This window comes from Edaphobacter modestus, from assembly GCF_004217555.1.
GTDB lineage: Bacteria > Acidobacteriota > Terriglobia > Terriglobales > Acidobacteriaceae > Edaphobacter > Edaphobacter modestus.
This window is the reverse complement of sequence record NZ_SHKW01000002.1, coordinates 269,872-291,151: the sequence shown is the minus strand read 5'-3', so window position 1 is coordinate 291,151 and position 21,280 is coordinate 269,872. Positions and strand designations below refer to the sequence as shown.

At 51.9% G+C, this 21,280-nt stretch carries 15 protein-coding genes; 6 read left to right on the top strand and 9 right to left on the bottom strand.

All coding sequences use genetic code 11. The features are described from left to right. Positions 1-590: 590 nt before the first annotated feature. Positions 591-1,415 carry a hypothetical protein gene (locus BDD14_RS27075; RefSeq protein ID WP_130424025.1) on the top strand — a complete coding sequence of 275 codons (825 nt, stop codon included), beginning with the start codon at positions 591-593 and terminating at the stop codon, positions 1,413-1,415. A 914-nt stretch (positions 1,416-2,329) separates the two neighbouring features. On the opposite strand, the gene BDD14_RS27070 is transcribed toward BDD14_RS27075, so the two are convergent. Continuing rightward, positions 2,330-3,865, bottom strand: a complete 1,536-nt coding sequence (locus tag BDD14_RS27070) for a replication initiator protein A (protein WP_130424023.1) — start codon at positions 3,863-3,865, stop codon at positions 2,330-2,332. Positions 3,866-5,420: 1,555 nt separating this feature from the next. On the opposite strand from BDD14_RS27070, the gene BDD14_RS27065 reads away from it, so the two are divergent. Beyond that, the gene (locus BDD14_RS27065) at positions 5,421-6,155 is read left to right on the top strand and encodes a ParA family protein (RefSeq protein ID WP_084080505.1); all 735 of its coding nucleotides are present in this window, start codon (positions 5,421-5,423) and stop codon (positions 6,153-6,155) included. A gap of 475 nt (positions 6,156-6,630) precedes the next feature. Here BDD14_RS27065 and BDD14_RS27060 read toward each other — a convergent pair whose 3' ends face one another. Further along, positions 6,631-7,221: a hypothetical protein gene (locus BDD14_RS27060; protein ID WP_130424021.1), complete on the bottom strand. Its 591-nt coding sequence runs from the start codon at positions 7,219-7,221 to the stop codon at positions 6,631-6,633. Between the two features lie 263 nt (positions 7,222-7,484). Here BDD14_RS27060 and BDD14_RS27055 point away from each other — a divergent pair, with 263 nt between their 5' ends. The 3 genes from BDD14_RS27055 (at position 7,485) to BDD14_RS27045 (ending at position 10,902) form a co-directional block, all read left to right on the top strand. Further along, positions 7,485-8,561 (top strand): PDDEXK nuclease domain-containing protein, encoded by a 1,077-nt coding sequence (locus BDD14_RS27055; RefSeq protein ID WP_207231904.1) that lies wholly within the window; start codon positions 7,485-7,487, stop codon positions 8,559-8,561. Positions 8,562-8,619: 58 nt separating this feature from the next. After that, entirely contained in the window at positions 8,620-9,555 is a 936-nt protein-coding gene (locus BDD14_RS27050; RefSeq protein ID WP_130424020.1) for a tyrosine-type recombinase/integrase, read from the top strand. Between the two features lie 142 nt (positions 9,556-9,697). After that, a protein-coding gene (locus BDD14_RS27045) for an IS3 family transposase (protein ID WP_130420958.1) occupies positions 9,698-10,902 on the top strand; the annotation gives its coding sequence in 2 pieces (ribosomal slippage) (positions 9,698-9,965 and positions 9,965-10,902; 1,206 coding nt in all). Positions 10,903-11,783: 881 nt separating this feature from the next. Here BDD14_RS27045 and BDD14_RS27040 read toward each other — a convergent pair. The 4 genes from BDD14_RS27040 to BDD14_RS27025 form a co-directional block, all read right to left on the bottom strand. After that, on the bottom strand, positions 11,784-12,203 hold the full coding sequence (locus BDD14_RS27040) for a hypothetical protein (RefSeq protein WP_130424018.1): 420 nt from the start codon (positions 12,201-12,203) through the stop codon (positions 11,784-11,786). Between the two features lie 31 nt (positions 12,204-12,234). Further along, positions 12,235-12,528 (bottom strand): ATP dependent DNA ligase, encoded by a 294-nt coding sequence (locus BDD14_RS34795; RefSeq protein WP_130424016.1) that lies wholly within the window; start codon positions 12,526-12,528, stop codon positions 12,235-12,237. Positions 12,529-12,707: 179 nt separating this feature from the next. Beyond that, positions 12,708-13,547 carry a hypothetical protein gene (locus BDD14_RS27030; protein ID WP_130424014.1) on the bottom strand — a complete coding sequence of 280 codons (840 nt, stop codon included), beginning with the start codon at positions 13,545-13,547 and terminating at the stop codon, positions 12,708-12,710. Between the two features lie 765 nt (positions 13,548-14,312). Next, complete coding sequence (locus BDD14_RS27025; protein ID WP_130424012.1) at positions 14,313-15,275, bottom strand: hypothetical protein; 963 nt, start codon at positions 15,273-15,275, stop codon at positions 14,313-14,315. Between the two features lie 857 nt (positions 15,276-16,132). Between BDD14_RS27025 and BDD14_RS27020 the strand changes: the two genes are divergently transcribed. Then, the gene (locus tag BDD14_RS27020; protein WP_130424010.1) at positions 16,133-17,656 is read left to right on the top strand and encodes a hypothetical protein; all 1,524 of its coding nucleotides are present in this window, start codon (positions 16,133-16,135) and stop codon (positions 17,654-17,656) included. A 103-nt stretch (positions 17,657-17,759) separates the two neighbouring features. Here BDD14_RS27020 and BDD14_RS27015 read toward each other — a convergent pair whose 3' ends face one another. The 3 genes from BDD14_RS27015 to BDD14_RS27005 form a co-directional block, all read right to left on the bottom strand. Beyond that, complete coding sequence (locus tag BDD14_RS27015) at positions 17,760-17,948, bottom strand: hypothetical protein (protein ID WP_130424008.1); 189 nt, start codon at positions 17,946-17,948, stop codon at positions 17,760-17,762. 203 nt (positions 17,949-18,151) lie between these two features. Then, a complete protein-coding gene (locus BDD14_RS27010; RefSeq protein WP_130424006.1) occupies positions 18,152-19,030 on the bottom strand; it encodes an AAA family ATPase in 879 nt (292 codons plus the stop codon). 26 nt (positions 19,031-19,056) lie between these two features. Further along, positions 19,057-20,199, bottom strand: coding sequence for a Mu transposase C-terminal domain-containing protein (locus BDD14_RS27005; protein WP_165420328.1), 1,143 nt, complete (start codon positions 20,197-20,199; stop codon positions 19,057-19,059). Between the last annotated feature and the right edge of the window lie 1,081 nt (positions 20,200-21,280).

The window sequence follows — 21,280 nt, the reverse complement described above, 5'->3', positions numbered from 1 at the left end:
CCAAAAGCATTGGCCGTCGCCCACCGGGCCACGTCAAGAATCCCAGCGAACTGATGTTCTTCACCCGATGAAGTGGTCAGCGAATAGGCACCGTTCTTATTTTGTACAGAAAAGGTTTGGCCTTGTAGCCAACTGCACCGATCGGACACAGAAGCATCGCAAATTGCAGAAGTACATCTCTCCGACCCTATCCTTCAGGACGAAGGAAGGGTCCGGGACGGCAAACATATCGTAGGAGCAGACTCGACGCTTCATCTTCGGACGTTCCTTCCAGCTTGCCGCTTCTGCTTTGTAGAATTAATCCAAGATACTTCAGGCCTGTCGTTTTCAGAATTACTTGGCTGGAAGATTTGCGCCACTTAGCGATCGAAGCTAAACTTCAGGTCTCGCCATGTGTCATTGCGCGATGAGGCGCACACATCATTTTGGCGCGTCACCCTCTTGTGGGATACCGCGAGTGTGTGGGACGTATAGGCTTCGGGAGTATGACGTCTAATCGGTCTGACATACTGTCCATTGGCGTGACGGAAACATGATCGCCAGATGTACTTGAAAGTCGCGAATTGATCTGACGATTCGTGAGGCACGCCATGGACATCCCTCGCATTTGCAACGCCTGTGTTGAAGAGCGCCACTACGCCTGCGGAGCAAAGTGGTGCGTCTGCCCGCATCCTCGCAAAGCCCTTCCTTTATGCAGAAAGTGCGGGAAGGAGCTCCACGCTGCTACGAATCGTTATTGTCATGAATGCGGGACCCGTCGCATTCGTAACTTTTTCAAATGGACAGCCTGCGGCATCGGCGTTTTGATTGCCATCATCTGCACCGCCGCCATTTTCGATAGCTCGATTCGGGTTACAGCACCGCCTCCCATGCCGGGGCACACGTCCAAGCCCGAAGGTCAAATGCGGCCCGCAACGTTCGATGAAATGGCAGCTGTAATCAAGGTTTGCGGGAAGCCAGCCAGCAACCGACCAAAGGAGCTAAATGCCGGTGCCGGATCGGAAGGCCGCGCTCTTATCTACAGCAAATTCAAGACCGAACTTTGGTTTTACAGGGGTCTGGATTCAACTCAATGGATGCTCTTCAGCGCATTTCCACAGAAGGGAGATGATGTCCTGGAAGTCAACGAGTTGCATACTCGCATGCCTTGCACCAAGAACATTTCATACCACAACGATTTTATTGATGCTGCTGCCGCGGCAACCGACAAGTCAGCGAGCACGCCAATCCCGAAAGGCCTGGAGCAAAAACAAGTAGAGGCGGCGGCCGAGGCAGAGAAAAAGAAGAAGGCAGTAGAGGAACTTCACTGGCAACTGGCGGTAGTGGCAGCGAGAAGCCTCCGCGAAGCAATGCGCAACCCGGATAGCTTCAAGCTGGTGTCCGCTTATTTCACTGATGACGGTGCCGTCTGCTAAGCGCCTGGTTTAGGTGCAGGATGTTTACGAGGCTACTTGTAGACTCATCGGCAGGGATCTCGCTGACCTCGGCATAAAGCGCCTTCGCTGGCTGACCTTCTTTGCGAAAGAGTTTTGCTGCTTCTCCGTAGTGTGGCCTTGCCTCGGCCCATCGATTCTCCCAGGAGAGCGAATCCGCTTTATCAAGTAAACCCTGAGCTGACTGGGGCGGTGCAAAGGAGTGATGGGGCATGATCGATATTCCGTATGCCACCGCTAGACTTACTACGGTGGCTCCAAATACGACGAAACTCCTCTTGGTCGTTGAAGCCATTCCTTATTCTCGCCCGATATACCGCTTTCTGAGTAGCCCCACAAGTGTGGGGTTTATGGAATGGTCGTCATTTCCAGCTCCAGGAGCCTCCGAGCCATTGTTTAGTTAGACCCTTCCCCCAAGTAGATCGCTCTTGCGCGCCGTCGTAATTTGTCTCAAGCTTCCTCTGATCGTGAGGATGCGGAGCCTTGTTTCGGGATCTTGAGCTTCGGGTTTCTCGAGGTCTTGCGTCAGTCCAAGGATTTTTGCCGGTATGCTGCCTGACTCATCGGGCGTAATTTGACTGACTCTGGCATAGGGGTTGTGTTGTTGAGTAAAAAGCTACTCGGCTTTTAGGAAACGGCTGGACGTCTGTCCAACGATTCCCCCACGCCAGCGTATCGGCTCTGTCCAGCACTCCGACAGCGGACTCGGAGGAGCGGAACTGTGATGAGGCGAAATAAAGTATAGATAAGTGGCGTCCAAAACCTCGGATGTAACACCCAACTGGCTAGTGACATGGACTCATCTTAGTGAACACTACACACTTTTGAGGGTATGTGAATTGTTAGCGTTTTTTGGCGTCCAACAAAACGGCGCCGATTAGCGAATTGAACCATTGTTAATGGAAAAGCTCTGCCTGTGGGCGTTCTGCCTTCCAATCTTCAAATTCCGGCAAAGCGAGTTCTTCCAATAATTCCTTGCGAAGTAAGGCCAAAGCAGCTTGCTCGAGTGCAGAGCGTGTCCATGTGGATGCCTTGAACTTTGGATCCTTGCGGATGCGGTTTTTGATAATTCCCTCCAGAACATTGGGGAGTTGTTCCGAAGGATATCGGGCGGCGACCTCGGCGTTCAATAGCTCATCTTTCCATTCACCGTACTTCGTACGGAGGGTCCATTCGATTTCGTCTGCCTGTTGCTTCTGTTTCTTTTGCGCCTCGAATTCCTTCCGCTTCCGCTCCGTGATGAACGTCGTAGGAACGGGAAGACCGTTCTCAATCTGATAAACGATGAAGCCGGGCGGATTAGCAATCTTCTGACGACCGTTGGTTGGATCGAAGAGCTGACTCAGACAGACCTCTACTTGGTCAAGAATCAATTCGGGGTCGTACTGCATAACGAGCATTCTTGCTTTTTGTGGAAGCACCCCGTGATCAACAAGAACGTCGAATGCTTTCTGCTGAATCTGGTTTAGTCCGTACGACGTTGGAGCCTTGTCCGTAATTTGCTTCTTTTGTGAGTGCTGGATAACCCGCAATAGAACTTCTCCGGGCAGCATGACGATTTTGTATCCCCTCTTCGTCGCCATTGGTTGAACCTGCCAGCTAGAGAGATATTTGATTTTTGTGAGTTCATCGAGAGAAGCTCCCATCGTTGACTTTATCTTCGATAGGTGCTGGTAAGGTGTGACATTGAGATAATTGCACAGCTCCACATAGTCTTTCTCTACCGATTTTCCCTGGCTTGCGTGGAACCATAAATGGAGATTTCCAAAGATCCCTTTAGCAGTGGGCCTCGATAGAAGCTTGTATGCGTTGAAGTCTTCAGGAACCACATAGCCGTGGTTGAGATTCTCGAGTAGCCAGTCCTCTAGCTCAATCTCGAAAAGATCGACACGATCCGAGCCATCATTGTTGCTTTCTCCAACGCGCTGGAAGGAACGGAAGACGTGAACCGTACGATCTGAGTATCTCTTACGAGAAGGAAGATATATCACCTTTTCTGAAGTAATGGTCGTCTGAGCGAGCCTTCTTCCCCACTCGTATATGTCATCGTAATTTCTTCCCGATCTAGAAATTCCGAGTTCTTTCAGAAGACGGCTGCCACGGAAACGAATTTTGTTTCCAATAAATCCTTCCCGTGCCCTTTCTTCATTGACAATTTTCATGAAAGCGAGAAACTTGTCTCGGTCAGCTGTAGAGGGTAGGCCAAGGACTTCAGATGACTGAAACTCAACACTGACACGGATTCTCTTGCCGTCTTGGTTAACGGTCTGTTCCATGCGACGGGAGGATCGATTTTGATTTTTGGTGCGGGGGTCATGACTGGAAAAGAAGCCGATATTCAAAAGGTTCTTTTCAAATCTAATCAAATCAAAATCAACATCAACGGGCAGCGGCAAAAGAGCCGTGATCTTTACGTGATTGTTTGCCGCCATTCAACCTCCCCCTGAATACGAATGATGCTGTTGTTAATATCCTGTAGAAAGCAAATACTGTGAAGCAAAAAGAATTGCTATAGTGTCATGGACTCTACAGAAAACAAATAAGTTAGATGGCAAAAATTGCCAGCCAAGTCCGCGAGTTTTCCAGCCAAGTCCGCATCTTTTCCAGCCAAGTCCGCGCACTTTTGCCAACCAACTTCGCGCTGGCTGCCAACCAAGTTCGCATAATTGCCAGCTGAGTCCGCGCGCCAGCCATTGATGTTTCACAATTGTTTCGCTGCCAGCCAAGTCCGCTAAGAGTGGTATTGAATGACAAACGAGCATCCTGCGTGACCAAATAGCATCGAGAATTGCGGTTTTCGATCTATCTATCCCCTTTCCTGCCAGCGAAGTCCGCGGGACTCTCCATTCTTTCCTGTCTATGGACGGCATATTGCCAGCCAAGTCCGCGGGATCAAATGATGGATGTGACGAAGCCCTTCCCCGTAAACTAAGGATAACAATAGGCATAGCATAAATTGCCAGCCAAGTCCGCAATACTGCTGCCAGCCGAGTCCGCTAAGGTGAACGGCTCCGCCGTGCTGCTACTTATGTCTCGTGGACAAGTAGACTCTATAAAGACGATACATAACTGAAAAGCAAGAAGATGTGTGTATTTGTGCCAGCCAAGTCCGCACCACAAACTCTGCCAGCCAAGTCCGCGTTCCTCAAGGTCGATTAGCGGACCCTGCTGGCAAGTTTTCTTCGGGAATAACCCCTAAACATTGAATCTAAAAGGGAAAAGGCTTTCGTTGCCAGCCAAGTCCGCATTTTCTGACGATCGGACCCTTATGATGCTGCGGACTTGGCTGGTAATGAGTTCCGCTTTCCTGTTTCTGTACGAGTCTACGAGTTCCGGCCGTCCCGGGTTACCCGCTACCAATAAGATACCTGGTAGCTAGTTCGGAAGCTGCGGACTTGGCTGGTAATGAGTCCGCTTCCCTGTTTCTGTACGAGTCTACGAGTTTCCGGCCGTCCCGGGTTACCCGCTACCAATAAGATACCTGGTAGCTAGTTCGGAATAGTGACAGATCGTTACTAGAAATCCTTTCTGCCGAGCTCGTCTAGGTAAACTCGTGAGGTGGCGTATAGATAATCCAGTATCTGAAAGCTACCAGTGGGCAATTTAAAAATAGCCGATAGCGAAAAAGTATCGGGTAGCTACCCGATATCAATCGGGTACCGGTGTAGATTAGCCAGCTGAACCTGGTACGGGTTTCGAGGATAGTTCGAGGTAACGTGTCTATTATTCGTGAATTGCCGGGGACGACGGGAGCCTAATATCAGTGCGGAAAGCCAAGTACCGGATACCAATTAGCTACCCGGTATCATAATGCTACTTATTGGTTACCTGTTAGCTATCGGATACCGGATGGGTATCCAGTACTCATTAGGTACCGGATATGTAAAAGTAATCAATGTGTCCTACCCGTGATACATAATCTTTTTAAGAATGGACAGCAGGTACCTACCGGGTATCCGGTAGGTAGCCGGTATCTACGGAGGATTCGTGCCCGTAATTGTTCTCGCTTCTAGCAAAGGTGGGGTAGGGAAGACCACTGCAACCTTAACAATGGCAAGTGTGCTCACCCATCACGGTGCTGCAACAAGAATTATCGACGCAGATCCGAATTCGCCAATTAATCGATGGGCAGAGCGATTCCCTGAACTAGTGCCAAAGAATTTATCGATCGTGCCTGTTCATCGAACGGACGTTGCTGATCATATTGATAATGCACCGGATCCTTACGTTCTTGTGGATCTAGAAGGTAGCAAAAACGAGGAGGTGTCCGTTGCGATTGGAAGGGCCGATCTCGTTCTCATTCCCATGCAGGGAAATCAACTCGATGCCGATGAAGCGGTAAGTGTAATCAAAGTAATACGGAAGCAAGAGAGCATCTTCAAGAGAAAAATTCCCTTTTGTGTATTTCTATCAATGACTTCGCCCGTCATTAGAGACAGGGCCATGAAGCGCATTTTAGATCAACTAAGAGAAAATGATATTCCTATTCTGCGAGTGAACATGTTCCAACGAGCGGCGTTCAAGGTGACGTTTAACATCGGTGGAACTATTTACCAGTTGACAGCTGCCGACGCTTCCAGCCCAAGCGCTGCCATCAAAAACGCAGAAGAATTTATGAAGGAAGTTACGGCTTTCATTAAGGGAGACTGGCCTCTGAAGGACGTTGAAGCGGAAGAGGAAGTCAAGGAAGAATTCGCGGAGATGGAGGCGGCTGGGAAATGACTGTACGAACGGGAACGAAATTGGATTTTTCGATCGACGATTCGGAGCTTAGGGCGAGGAAAGACAGGGGAGGCCCATCAGCCACCGCAGGTTCCATTGCTGTCGCTCAGGAAATGGGATTTACGAAGAGCGCTTCCCAGTCGGCACCTATTGTGGCTCCGATAAAGAAGATCGACGGACGGACACTTCGAAAAAAAGAGGTTACTCAGCTTAACCTTAAGGTAGCCCCAGAAGAGCATGCGCTTGTGATGCTGCAATGGAAAGAATATGAAAGGAACCGGGGCGTAAGGCTAACCGTCGCAGAATTCGTGATGAATGCCTTCAGGTTCTATCTTCAACACTCGCCTTCAGTCGAAAGCAAAGTGTCAAGTCGAAGCGCCTAGCATCTCCGCATAAACGATACCGGGTATCTGATAGGTAGCCGGTATCACCAGTTGCAGTACTTGATGAGGCTCGCTATTCCCAAACCAGAGTGTCAAGCCTTCTGCTTTTCAGTTTGAGCTGCTTGGTATGCCGCTTCTCGAACTCGCAGATCATTGAACATGGTCTTAAGTTCATAATCGATTGAGGGCGTGCGGTTTTTGGGGGGATCGATTAGTTGAGCCGCAGTCTCGGTGTCGTTTTGGAGAACGCGGGCCAAGATCAGGAGGTTCTCCATGACATGCTTGAAGTCGCTGCCGGTGACCTCGATTCCGCCCGGTTTAAGTACGATGTTAGGGGGAAGGGAACTGACCATAACGGAGTGAAGATCGTTCGGGACGGTCCCCTGGATTTTACGGTGACGCGGTGCGGGCTCGAGATTCTGCAATCGCCGAAGGTGGGCCTCAGTAGGGTCTTCTGCTTCGATTAGGTGTTCCAAATAGGTAATCACCGAATCTCGCGATATGGCATGGGTTCCACCGATGTTATCGATGTTTCCGATAGCGCGCATGATTCTCTGAGCTGCAGGGCGGCTGACATTGAAGGCGATTTCGAGATCAACTCTTCGCCAGGTTTCAGTCTTTGAGTTCTCCACGTGCTTCATGATGTTGTGAAGGTCATGCCTCCATTTCAGCTTTCGCGCCATAAAGCTCCTCTGATTATGATCGGGGATTATGAGCCGACTTGCTCATAATTATCTTCAATAGATCATGATATTACCAACGACAATGTCAATTGTCGTTGGCAATTCCGTGCTATCGTCAATTTTGCAGCAGTTGCTGCAAAATTGGGCGCTGCTACCTTATTGGTGGTGAGGAGATCGAGGATGTTGGGGTACAAGCACCGGCCAAGACCGTTTGGGCCTACAAGAAGGGCAGGGAAGCGCCTCTGTCGAGGACGGAGGGCGCCGTGGCTGAACTAATTCCGCTTCCTTCGGGCTACCCAGCGCTGCTCGAAGAGCTAAAAACCCGGATTCGCGCCGCCCAACTGCGCGCCGCCCTGACGCTCAACCAGGAAACCATCCGGCTCTACTGGTCCATCGGACAGGATCTCTCCTCCCGCTTTGCGGCTGAGGGGTGGGGAACGAAGGTGGTGGACCGCCTGGCCAAGGATCTCGGGACGGAATTTCCCGGCGTGGAGGGCTTCAGCCTCCGGAATCTGCGCTACATGCGTTCCTTCGCCGAGGCCTGGCCTGACCCCCAAATTTTGCAGCAAGCTGCAAAATTGCCCTGGGGACATCACATGGTCCTGCTCGACCGGCTCAAAGACGGTCAGAGCCGGGAATGGTATCTGCGGGCGTCCATCGAACACGGATGGAGCCGCAACGTTCTTACCCATCACATCTCGACCGGACTACAGGAACGGGAAGGGAAGGCTCTCACCAATTTCTCCCGAACGCTGCCGGCAGAGGATTCGGATCTGACGCAACAGATTCTCAAGGACCCCTATTCGTTCGAGTTTCTGACCCTGAGCTCCAGCGCCAAAGAACGGGAGCTGGAGCGTGGGCTGCTCAAGCATCTCCGCGACCTTCTGTTGGAGTTGGGCCGCGGCTTCGCCTTCGTGGGAAGCCAGGTGCAGTTAGAAGTCGATGGGCAGGCCTATTTCATCGATCTGCTCTTTTACCATCTCCGGCTGCATTGCTATTTTGTGATCGAGCTAAAAAACGGGGCCTTTAAGCCGGAATACGCGGGCAAACTGAGTTTTTACCTCTCAGCGGTGGATGCGACGATGCGGACGTCGGTCGATGGTCCAAGCATCGGAGTCCTGATTTGCGAAAGCCGCAGTGGTCCCACCGTGGAGTACACGTTGCAGAACATCAATCGCCCGATCGGCGTTTCGACCTACCGAGCTACCCGCGAACTTCCCGAACCACTTCAATCTGAGGTTCCATCCATCGAAGACCTGCAAGAGGTGGTTGAAAAGTTACGCAAGGAACTGAACGAGACCCGCCAGGCCCAAGAAATTGATACGGAGGAGCCACGATGAGACACAGGTCTTTGTCTAAGGGCGAATCGCTACCTGTAAGCGAATCGCCTACAGGGTTATGAGTACCGCACTGGTTTTGCGCGAACAACCGGCAGGGAACTGGGCCGTACCCGTTGCCGGCGTTGCAGAGATGCGGCGCAGGGTGCTGCTGAGCGTTGCTTCGGAACACTCGAAACGAAACTACGCAAAAGCACTCGATGAGGTTTTTGCGCTTTGCGAGATGAGACAACAGCCCCTCTCTCGCGCTCTTCTGATGGAATATCGTGCAGCCATGCTGGAAAAGAAATTGAGCGCCTCGACGGTGAACGTCCGTCTTTCTGCGATTCGGAAGCTGGTCGGTGAAGCACAGCGGAACGGTATTCTTGATGCGGAGCAAGCCGCGAAGATGACCGATGTACCAAACATGCGTCAGCAGGGGACGCGGTTGGGGAACTGGTTGACGCGTGACCAAGCGAAAGAATTACTTGCTGTACCTGATCGATCGACCATCAAGGGCAAGCGCGATTACTGCATCCTTGCTCTTTTGGTTGGCTGTGCTCTGCGACGGAGGGAGCTGTCCACACTAACGCTCGAAGACATTCAGCTCCGAGAGGGCCGGTGGGTCATCGTGGACTTGGTTGGCAAAGGCGGTCGGGTGCGGACGGTGGCAATTCCGGTGTGGGTGAAAAACGCAATCAACTCCTGGCAGACGGCGGCGAAAATCGAAGACGGCCGTCTCTTGCGTCCGCTCTCGAAAAGCGGGCGCATCCTGGGAGAAGAGTTGGGCGATTGGGCGATCTGGAGTGTGGTCGAGTCCTCCGCGAAAGAGATCGGGATCGAGCACTTCGGGGCGCACGATCTACGGAGGACCTGCGCGAAGCTGTGCCGAAAGAATGGCGGCGACCTGGAGCAAATTAAATTTCTCCTCGGTCACTCCTCGATCCAAACAACGGAACGTTATCTGGGCTCTGAGCAGGAAATTGTCATCGCTGTGAACGACAATTTGGGACTATAACAACGACTAATGACGCAGCCCGCACGCAAACGCCGGATCTGTTCGCGTAGTTGCCGCTGGCATTCATGCAGCCGAATCCCATTGGAGTGCCCGGCTTGCTTTGTACCAGTGACTAAGAGACACACTGGAACGAGGAGAGCATATGGCACGAGGTAAGAGGTATCAGCCAGAGCAGGTGGTGAACCTGCTCCGTCAGATTGAAGTGGCAGTGGCGAACGGGAAGACGACAGCGCAGGCGTGCAAGGAAGCGGAAATCGTGGAGCAGACGTACTTCCGTTGGCGCAAGGAGTATGGCGGTCTGCAGGTGGATCAGGCGAAGCGGTTGAAGGAGCTTGAGCAGGAGAACGCGAAGCTGAAACGGTTGGTCGCTGAGTTGAGCCTGGACAAGCTTGTGTTGAAGGACATCGCCTCGGGAAACTTCTAAGCCCTGAACGACGGCGCAATGCGGTCAACCGTGCCTGCGAGCATGGAGTCAGTGAGCGGCATGCGTGCCTTCTGTTGGGGCAACCCAGGGGCACGCAGCGCTACCGGCCGACACAGCGTGAAGACGAGGATGCTCTGACTCGGGCCATTGTTACCCTTACCAGCCAGTATGGCCGCTATGGGTATCGCCGGATCACGGCGCTACTCCAGCGAGCCGGCTGGCAGGTCGGCAAGGACCGAGTCGAACGCATCTGGCGTCGTGAAGGGCTGAAGGTACCAAAGAAGCAGAAGGCGAGAGGGCGGTTATGGCTCAACGATGGCTCGTGTGTGCGGCTCAGGCCGACACACTCGAACCATGTCTGGAGCTACGACTTCGTGAGTGCGCGAACGCACGATGGCCGCAGTGTGCGCATCCTCAACCTGATCGACGAGCACAGCCGGGAGTGCCTGCTGATACGGGCCGAACGGCGCTGGAGTTCGGCCAAGGTCATCAGCGCTCTGGCTGACGTCATGGTCTGGAAAGGAGTTCCCGAGCACATACGTTCTGACAATGGGCCCGAGTTCGTGGCCAAAGACCTGCGCAAATGGCTGGCGAACACAGGAGCAAAGACACTGTATATCGAACCCGGCTCTCCCTGGGAGAACGGCTACTGTGAGAGCTTCAACTCGAAGCTGCGGGATGAGTTCCTCAACGGAGAGATCTTCTACTCCATCAAAGAGCTTCGCGTGCTGGCAGAACGCTGGCGCGTCCACTACAACACCGTCAGACCACACTCTTCGCTGGGATATACACCACCAGCTCCGGCGGCCCGGATGATCGCAACAAGCAAGGGGCATGGAGAAGTGGAAACCGCTACGCGCTTCCCACTTCTCCACACCCCAGACGGCGGCTATCTGAACTCAGAGATAAACGCGCTACACTAACTCCTCATTGGTACAAAACATCGGGCAAGCCACCATTTCTGAGACTTCTAATGTTCCGAGTTTTCGTCTTTTCATCTTGTTTTACTCCCTCAGTTCAACCCTAGCGAGGTCCGGTTCATCCGCGCGGTAACCCGATTATTTCGACTTGCCCGTCTTCTGTTGCTCATCACGTTCTAGTGATTCTCTCCACGGCTCTGGCCAGCGGTGCGTAGCTTAAAAACTCAAGTGCTGATTTGTTATGGATGGGGAAATTGGATCGGACCTTCGTCTGCAATATACAGATAGAAGAGGTATAGCCAGATTAGAACTTCTGATACTAATTCCGGCAGCCATAAGGGGACACCTCACGAAACGGAAATTTATATGCGTTTGCAGAGAGTCGATGTAATGTTCTCAATCGTTTAGCCGGACAGCCACAACGAATTGCGCCCTGTCCAAGAACGGCGCCTTCTCTACTTAGATCCTGCTGATTACGAAAGGTTTAAGTGAACTGAATTCGCCTTAGCGTACGTTGCGTTCCGTTTCGTGAAGTGTCCCCTGATATCAAACGAGAGGGAACGATGGGATTCTTTCGAGTGTTGGGACACTCACTAGCACTCACGTTGGCGAACCGAGCCCAGGATCCGCTGCCTCGTCTTTCACGTGAGATTCCTCTAAGTATGAGAATGACCACGATCGCGCGTTCTGTATTCAGGAGCGTATGTCGTGTTATTTGGCCTTTGATGGCGATCCCCGAATGCGTGCCTGGACCTACAAGACGGCTGGCCACGCTACTATACCAATTCAGCATTGTTCAATGCTGCGGCTGTATGTCCGCTGGACACCTCACTCCGTAATACTTCTTGTTTCCAGGATCACTTTCTGAGCGTCCTTGGTGTCGTTCACTTCTCCGGAATGTAGATCAAAGCTTTGTTGTCGAAGTCAGATAGTCCTTTGCAGTCTTCCACGCCTTTCGTCTCTTTTACTTCACAGAGAGTCGGCTTCTCCCACTGACCTGTAGGCGTCATGATATGGCCAAGCTGCGATCCCTCGGCAGCGTCGACAATAAATAGTTCCTGAGTGCTGGCGTCTGCATGACCTACTAGGAACTTGAACGCGCAAAGTTGAGTTCTGGGATTGAAGTGCGTCTGAACTTTAGCAACGATACGAAAGAGAACTTCGTTGGAGTATCCATGACTCCTAAGATAGGAATCGGCCAAAGCAGAACACTTCTGCTGCTCTCCAATGGTTGGTTTTGATCGGCAGCCAGTACTGCACACTAAAGAAGAAAAGACCAACAGGAGGGCCGTGGTTCGTCGCATAAGTGCTTCAATGCTCCTTTGACCGGAGAGCTTAAGTTTCTCGGATCACTTTCTGTGCGTCCTTATCGTATCGCATGGATACAAACGAGGTATGTCGGAGCCGGTTAGCGTTGGTCCACTCGAGGAAGTCGATCTGAGCCACCGCAGTCGGCCGCACCCACACCACTTTCGTGATCTTCTCTTTTGTGAGTCCCTCTCCCCATTGTCCGGCGCCGCGTTCCGGGAGGTTACAGAACGGACAGGCAAGTGCAATCAGTTGGTTCAGCTCCCGGGCTATTTGTCGACGCGGCGCTGGTATCAGGCTCGCGCCATACCTTGGCGCCATCCTTCGTGAGAAGCATTTCCGCCGCCAGGCTCGAACCAAGTCCGTGTAGCGCAACCGCACAAGTTCGATCACGTACTCGCGGATCCGGCGCGTCGGCAAGGTGGAGCAGATCGATTTTCCAAACTCATGATTGGCAGGGTGATGTATATCGTGCGTACAATTGAGATCAGATTATGAGGTCAGACTGAACCGCTCCTTTTTCGGGCTATTCGGTTTAAGCTTAGGCCCACCGCCAACCCGAGTCCCAGGGCTACCAAGGCAGTGACTATAGGCTGACGGCGTCCTGAATCAATTCCGTGCGAAGGGATTTGCTCGTGGGCTCCCCTCACCGATATCAATCTGGAAACACCTGCGAACCCAATCTGCTCTTCGAGTAGCTCGACGGCTTGTGTGAACAGTTGGGGATCTTCGTGAAGCGTATTTTTCACAATGTCTATGAGCGAATTAACCGATTCTCTGTTCTCTTCGCGTATAAATCTCGAAATCTCGTCAGAGAAAACGATGACAGGTTCACCGGGAGACGGAGTCCGAGACTTGGCTTTTTCTTTGCTTAAGTCGCTGAATCGCTTCAGACATCGCCTCAGTTCGTCAACCTGCTCTGGTTCGAAGTCACATGTTTCGCCCCGAAAACTTGCGATTGTATCGTCAGACGCGTACTCTTTTCCATTCTCGACACCCCTCATCGAGATGGCAAAGGAATACGAGCCATCAAGGGGGGCATTGAATATCTTCAGAGTACTTTTGTTCGATTCCGTGGCGATTTCAAACCTTACTTTCACCGCTCGATTCTCACTACGACCCTTTGGAAGCGGAAACGGCCATTTACATAGCGCACTAAAGGTGCTACTGCCCGTGGTGCCCGTCACCGGTATGCCGCCTATATACCACTGAATCGTGCCAAATCTGGTTGAGACAGAGGCGATTATTTCCTCCTCATGCAGCGTTCTCTTCCAGGGCCACCGTCCCTTCTGACAGAGCCGCTCGTTTTGCCCGGCGAACTCAAATGAACCTGTCTCCACTACACTCTGCTTCAGCCGGAGCACATCGTCGTCTATGTCAGAAGCATACGGGGCGCTGGCGGAAAGCCCGGACGCCAGCAATCCGGTTCGACTCGAATCACATCTACCCTCGTCACCCCCACGAGAGCTGTTGAAGCACATCTCACCGGCTGGATAGGTTGTGGACCCAATTCCTAAGGTCGGGCCAGTCCAAGTGTATAGTCGGCCATTTTCACATCCTTCGAAATGACTAACGAAAAGATACTGAGTCTCTTTCACCCAGGCAAAATCGTAGCACCACTTGTGCACCGTTCTGATGCCTGAGCATACGGCTAAAGGCCAGTACCACTTCGGGCACCACCAATGTTTCCTTTCCTGAACGTCCTTCTCGTGCGGCATATCAATTCCTCCGAGCGCTTGCAGTATTGGTACAGCCACATATCATTAGCGAAGAGCGGTGGATTCAGGCAGGTGTTAGACTCATCGGCGAGTTGGGACCGGAGAAATATCTTCGAGCTTTGTTGGATACCTTGAAGAGTTCGTAAGCAGACCCAGACGGTACGAAACCTGCCGAATTTAATGAGCAATGGTTGACAGCGAAACCTGGTCAGGACTTCGATCCACCAGCCTTTAAAACCGACCTGATCCTTCTCTACCGTTGGTCGGTTCACGATCCGACGCTGGAGCGGATGCTACCCTGACGACGCCAGTGGCCAATATGCTGAGGCATTCTATCGTCCTATGAATCAGTGTCCTAAATGCAATGAACAATGGCCCGTGAATACCTTATTGCTGACCGACTACAACAAAGCCCAGCTTAGCAAAGATGTCAGACGCTGAGATTGCATTTCCGAACAATCCGCTGCCAGCATCATTGGAGCCAAAACACCAAAAACATGCGGTGTAAAGTCGGTTCGGGAAAGCTTGGAAATATGGTGCCATATTTGAAAATTGGAATGCGCAGTCTTCATCGAAATCGTCAAAATTTGGATTAGAGTGGTCTTCAAACCAACCTGTACCGTCATTCCATATCGGATACTTAGGCTTCTGGACTTCAGTCGGATTGTGCCCTTGCGAGTCAAAACTGAATACATTTAGACCAAAGCCTCCCTTTGTATGTGCAGTGTAGCCTTGAGAGGATGCATTATTCCACTGATACTGATAGGGACAATAAGCGCGTAACTGGATCAGACGCGGCAGAGGGGGCTTGGGCGCAAATTGTACCCATATTCCGGCTGCACTTGTTACCCAACCACCCGATGTACCTTGAACAAAACCGAAAGAACCGTCCTGATGATTCGCGAAGGCGTTTGATGTTGCTGCGTCCGCTCGCACCGATGTCCACTTATCCATGTATGGCGGACCGAGGAGGGTTAAGGTGGTATCGTCATGAAACGGAACAAAGCCGATGATGATGGCGTCCCGAACTTCCTGAATCGACGGGAACGGACGTATCGTCAGTGCTTTGGCTACTTCCGAATCTCTTGGTGAAAATCCAGTTTGGTCCCTGGATTTATATCTGTCGAGAAGCGTGGCTTGTAGTGGAATATCTTCTTTTAAGCCATCAGGACTTACCGCACGAAATAGAACATCAGCGGCCTTTGACGATTCTTCTATACGGCGATGCCTTTGTTCGGCTTGTTGAAATACATTTTCACGATATATACGATCCATTGCATCATTCCCGGCAGCAATCATACGCTTGGTAACTTCAGGATCGCGGGACAACGTTTCATTTACGATCGCCAATTTTTACCTTCTCGATTTTGACGTTAGCTGTCTCGAGCGGAGATGCTACGCCTATTTACCAATGGAGTAAAACACAAATTATCCAGTTATGAAGTTTGTGACCGAGATTAGATTGTTCTAGAAAGGAGAACGAGCGTTGCAAGTCCCGTTTGCTCACACTTAGCCAGCCCAATCTGTCGCCTCCGAACCCTGAACTCAGGATGGGGCAGCGACACTTTGGCTTTGCAGAGCTACGACATTATCGCTTTGCTCCTACACCGTCACTATACGTAAGTTACATTATCATACCTAGAATCAATGACTTAGAAAGCTAAAGCTAAACTCGCGCGGTCGGCACTTCTGCAGGAGTAAAGCGGGGGCTGCGCGAAGGATATTGACCAGGCGTTGCTTATTATTGTGGGATGCTTCAGCCCTCGGCCCACCATGTAATTTGATAAACCAACGCGATTCGCCTTATGTGGCGAGTCCGGTCCGGTACGAAACCGTGAGCGTTGGTTCTCTCGCTGCAGATGCGTCGATCCAACCGGGACTCAAATCATTCGGTAAAGGAGACATATTATGTCAACGAAGTGCACAGCTTGCAATGCGACCGGTAAATGCTTCAGCTGTCGTGGAACAGGTAGAGTCAATGGGGCAGATTGCACTGCCTGTAATGGTTCAGGCCTCTGCAGTACTTGTCTGGGAAGTGGGCAGATTGGGTAATTTTGCTCGCGTCCTTCAGGAATGGAGTAGCCAATATCTACAAACTCTCGACAGTCCCGCTATCGGTATTGCCAAAATCAATAGAACTGAGAGCGACCCGACTAACAAACATAGGACACAGAATGCCGCTCTAACGTCCAGTCAATGAGGTATCCATGCCTGCCCGCAACCAAATAGCGTGGGGTTTAGCATTCATCGCTTTGGTGGCCGTGTCACTCATTGTTTTCCCGGCCTTCCGGAAGAGTTATGAGCGCAGCCATAAAAAACCTCCAAATCCCAGAATGTTCAAGAGTGATGTAAGTTTTCCCAATGGCGGGGTGCTGCTAGGTAATGGTTGGGATAGCGTCCGATCGTCAGCGGCACCTGCTATCTGTGTCGACTTTGAGGAGGCCGAGATTACCGGGCAGAGCTCCTATGCTCAGGTCGATTATCTCCGGGATCGTGCAGCTCTGGACAAAGCATTGAATTTAGATGCGAGCCTCCATGTCGGTGGTATCGGATCGTCACTAAACGCAAAAGCAAATTATGTTCAGAAGATTCATTTATCCAGCGATAGTCTCCACTTCACTGTTGAGGCCAAGGTTGAAAACGGCGTCAAATATGTCGTTGCCCAGAAGAAATTCGGCGTTTTGCAACTGAAAAATAACTTCAAAAAAATGCTGAAAAAAGACCCCGAGGAGTTTCGAAAGGAATGTGGAGATACATTCGTGTCGAATATTCATTCAGGAGCCGAGCTATATGGCATCATCACTGCGTCGGATGTGAGTTCAGATAAACAAGATTCAGTCATCGCTAGCATCGATGGCTCGTGGAAGGGCGCAGAAGCGGCGGTCAGCATGGCCACTAGTCTGCGAGAGAAATCGGACTCCTCTAAATATAAGGTCGAGGTTTATCAGTTTGGCGGTGAAGGGCAAGCAGTAGCACTATCGTTAGATGAATTGCAGAAGGCCGCGACGAATCTTCGTGCAACTGCCATGGGACGCGGCGCTAAGCCGATTCAGATGGAGATTACGAGATATGAATATTTGGGAGGCTCGGTAGATTCTACTTGGGGACTACAAATTCTTAACCACTATGGCGAAGAATACAGCAGGCTGTCTGTCGCTGAGCAGGATGCTACAACCGCTTTACGAAATGTCGGCGCATATACATTTGGCCCTCAGATGAATGAGCCGGCTCTCCAGAAAACTGTTGACCAGATTGATGAACGCCTGCGGGAGATACCTGATGAGTGCCGCCATTGCCTTGAAAACGCCGCGGAATGTAAAGAGCATCATTTGCAAGACTATGATTTTAGAATACACATCCCTGTGCGGCATGGCTCATTTCACAACGACAAAGCTCGGCTAGATACCGAGGAGCACCGGTCAGGTTTATCGAATCAGCTCGCGGCGACACAGCAACGTGTAGTATGCAACCCAAGCGGCGGCGGTAGTGGATTCCAAGCCCTCTCACAATGCACGAATCCTGCATACTCAAATCTGCAGACGGCTATCAACATTGACGACGCAGAACTCTCTAATCTAAAGACTCAATACGATCAAGCACTGAGGGGAGCGATCCTTGACCAGCAAGTTACGGCTTTGAAGCAGGCGCGGTGCACTGCAGACGTATCGGACTACGGATGCATTGACTACGTCGAAGTCGGGAAACTAGAGAAGGCCATAATGGCACCCTGAATATAGAACGCAACCGGATCAAATCGATCACTATGCGGAGCACCATTCAATCTCATTTGGAAAAGATAACGGACGCACTCTGTAGGCAGACTTAGACGGAAGGTTAGTCATTGAGTTTTGCTTCATGCGTCTTCACGCGAAAATCGACGTGCGTCGGTTGGTTATAGGCTGCTCGAATCACAGGTCCACCGCATACGGCGCAAACCTTGTGCCCTTCCTTTTCCCAGATGATGACGCAGCCACGGGAAATGTCGCATTGATCGGCTACGGTTCCGATTTCATCAATGGCCAATGAGCCCTCCTCAAAGGTGTGTTTGCGTTCTAAGTGTATTGCTGGACCGTGGAAATGGGGTGACTATGGAAAGCGTGGAACGGAGGGCGGTCCCACTCTTCCCACAGCCTTTTGGAAGACGCCGATACTTGTTGCTTGACTAATTATCTGGCACACAGTTGTGCTAATTATTTGGCACGCAAGGCTGTGATCGAGCGCTCTCGTTAGGCTTGGCCGATCACCAGATTCTCTCGCGCCGTTTCGACGACCTCTACCGATAGAGTCTCGAGGCGGTTAATCGTCAGTACGCGTTCCATTTGAGTCAACAAACGGACGAGCAGTCGGAAATTGCCTCGGGTAAGTCGAATGACAGCCGCAATGACCTCAGGTTCAGAAGGTGCACAAGGTAGATGTATGCCTGGAGGCGTCCATCGTTGCTCCAATAGGACCTGAAGATCGGCATCGCTCAACGACCTGAACTCGTGGACGAAACCGATGCGGGAAAAGAACTGTGGGTACCGCGCGAGCCGCTTCTCTATTCCAGGCATGCCGATCAGTACCATGCCCAAGCCGCTTTGATCGAAGATGGAGCGCAATTGCTCGAGACTGTTCATCGCCAGGCGATCTGCTTCATCCACAATGATGAGAGTAGTCGGATCCGGGATCGCTTCGAGCCTGGCCTCGTATTCGTGAAGTGTGTCATAGTAGGTTGGCTTGAGGGGCAGGGGATGGTTGGGTCGGTAATCCCGGTCATTGCGATGCTCGACGCGCCAAGCTTCGTCTCTTCCACGGAGAAAATCGAGCGTTGCCCTTTGTTCCGCGCGAGTCGCTCGCTTAGCGACGCTGCAGACAAGAGAGCGAGCCTGCCTGACGCAAATTTCTATTCGAGCGGGCGTGTTGACCACTTCCGGAGTAAAGAGCACCGTGTCGATTGGCTTCTCGTCTGAGGCTTCGGCGTTCCAGCGATCCAGAGGAACAATCTTCTGGATTCGACTGTAGTGAATAGCAGATAGCGTCTTGCCTACTCCGGGAGGCCCGTAGCATAAACCAATAGCGGTCTCGTCGGCAGGCTTCGCTGAACTCCACGAACCGTTTGTACTCAAGCGTCTCTACAAATACCGGGAGTTCGCTACTCGTTGAAGTAGCGTTTGAGCTTGGGGCGCTTGGATTCGACCGGTGTGACCGTGCTTGCATGAATGTCCTCTCTTTGCATGCCTCTTTTGAATTCAAGCAACGTGTCAACTGTTTTCAGCCGATCCTTCAAAATGGTGCGAAGCTGTTCCCGGCGGCGTTTACGGGCGTTCACAATCTCGCGAAGTGGTACCGTCTGGCCGGCCAGATCGGCAGAGATGGCCCGGCAAAGAAACCGATCACGATAAAACACGCGAATCTCGCCCATGTCCCTCGGGTCGAAGCGAATCGTGACGTCTTCACCAACGTAAGGCGCGAGGGTTAATGACAAGTAGCGGAAGTTGTGGAAGTGAATGCCATCGGTTCGTACCTTGCGTGTACGGACCTCGTGGATCAACAAGAGGTCCAATTGTTCTACGCTGTCGGGCATGCGCGGCAAGAATCCACCTTGTTCCCACCGCTCTTTAGGGGACATCTTGCCCTCCGAACTTGGACGACGATGGTAGACCTCCAACAGGAAAGTATGGAACTCCTTCTCGAGAGTATCGACTGTGAGAGTAGGCATTCGCCCGTTCCTCGTGGTGTAGCCATCGAGGTCGCACAAAAACATCTCGTTCGCAGTGCGGAAGAAACGCTCGATGCGGCCTCGACCCTGCGGCTGCCCAGGCGTGGAGAACATAAGTCGGATCTTCAAGTCCGCTGCTACCTGCTCCAGATGTTTGGATCGAAAGTCCGATCCGTTGTCGGTGTAAAGCACGTCTGGAATACCGCAGATTTCCCAGTGGGGATCTCCCTTGCGCCAGATTCCCTGACGCAAAGCCAAAGTCGTGCGCAAGGAGGAGGGAGGTTCAAATCCGAGATAATACCCCGCCACAGCGCGGCTGTAATCGTCGATGACGATCGTCAGCCAAGGCTTGCCGACGGACCCATCGTCGCGCAGCAGCTTAATGTCGAGTTGTGCGTGATCGACCTGCCATATGGAGTTCGGCTTGAGAGCTTCGCGCCGGTGGACCAGATCAAAGCCTTCGCTATACGCTCTGTTGCCGCGATGAGCGAGCATCAGAATGCTAGCGGGAAGGCTACGTACGATCCGCCGAACAACTGCGTAGCTGGGCTTGCGTTCGTGAAGAGTTTCCGCCATGACACTCGCTTGCCGATGTATGGAACTCATTGGCAAGGGGGGCCGTTCAAGCGCCAGCCCTTCAATCGCCTGTATCAGCGTTGTCGAGACCAGCCTCCTTCCTCCCTGATCGGTTCGACCCTTACGGGTCAAACCTACCAGCCCATTGTTGCGATATCCGACTACCCATCTCAGTGCTGTTCGATAGGGAATTGACCCTTCAGAAGCTACCTTGCGTAGCGGGCGAGCCCCTTGAAGGTATGGTCGAAGCAATTCGAATCGCTGCAGCGCGATTTCACGAGATGCCAGCGGGATCGCTGAAAGCTCTTCCACAACAGTAAGTGTGCCAGATAATTAGAAAATGTGTGCCAAATAATTAGCAAAACGACACACATCTACCCATTGGATCGGTTCGATGACTTCGAAGCTGATGCAATAACGATGTTCGACGCCTTTCGTAAGAAAGGCTGAAGCAGTCGAGGGAGCAGAGCATTGGTGGCGGCCGAGCCTCCAACGACCATCGCGCTCTCGTCGATACCCTCACCAAGCCATGGTCAAAGATCACCCGCCAACCCGTCATCCCAGCATCAACGACTCGCTGGCCACCATCCTCAACGCCGACTCCGCGGCCCCTAACCGAAGAAGCGGAATCCGGCCTCACCGACTTCAACACCCAAGCCGAACAGGACACCTACATCACCAAGCCGGAATCCGATACCCGCAAAGCCGCCAAAACATTCGAACTTGGAAAAGCCGCCAGACTCAGGGACCAAGTCAAAGAACTCCGCACCAAAGAGATCTTGTTCACGTGGTTCAACATTGTGAAACAGGCTCGCATGATACCGCGATCACTTTCTCTGAGATGTGTTACTCTTTCGCATTCCCTATTCGCTAAGCCATGACTCATGTCACTCTGGTGGGACGACAAGCACCATGGAAAAATGCAAGGTTGAGGCGGCCATTCGACAGCAGATGGAAATAGCAGAAAGAGTGCTGGAACACCTTTCAACATCTTCCATGGATTTACTGGAGAGACCGCGCAATCGTCTGGCAGCAGCGCACACTATTTGGTCGAACCATAAAAGAACCTGTCCGGTATGCA

Coding starts and splice junctions, on each gene's coding strand:
- BDD14_RS27075 (WP_130424025.1), top strand. CDS start 591: ATGGACATCCCTCGCATTTGCAACGCCTGTGTTGAAGAGCGCCACTAC.
- BDD14_RS27070 (WP_130424023.1), bottom strand. CDS start 3,865: ATGGCGGCAAACAATCACGTAAAGATCACGGCTCTTTTGCCGCTGCCC.
- BDD14_RS27060 (WP_130424021.1), bottom strand. CDS start 7,221: ATGGCGCGAAAGCTGAAATGGAGGCATGACCTTCACAACATCATGAAG.
- BDD14_RS27050 (WP_130424020.1), top strand. CDS start 8,620: ATGAGTACCGCACTGGTTTTGCGCGAACAACCGGCAGGGAACTGGGCC.
- BDD14_RS27040 (WP_130424018.1), bottom strand. CDS start 12,203: ATGCGACGAACCACGGCCCTCCTGTTGGTCTTTTCTTCTTTAGTGTGC.
- BDD14_RS34795 (WP_130424016.1), bottom strand. CDS start 12,528: ATGGCGCCAAGGTATGGCGCGAGCCTGATACCAGCGCCGCGTCGACAA.
- BDD14_RS27020 (WP_130424010.1), top strand. CDS start 16,133: ATGCCTGCCCGCAACCAAATAGCGTGGGGTTTAGCATTCATCGCTTTG.
- BDD14_RS27005 (WP_165420328.1), bottom strand. CDS start 20,199: ATGGCGGAAACTCTTCACGAACGCAAGCCCAGCTACGCAGTTGTTCGG.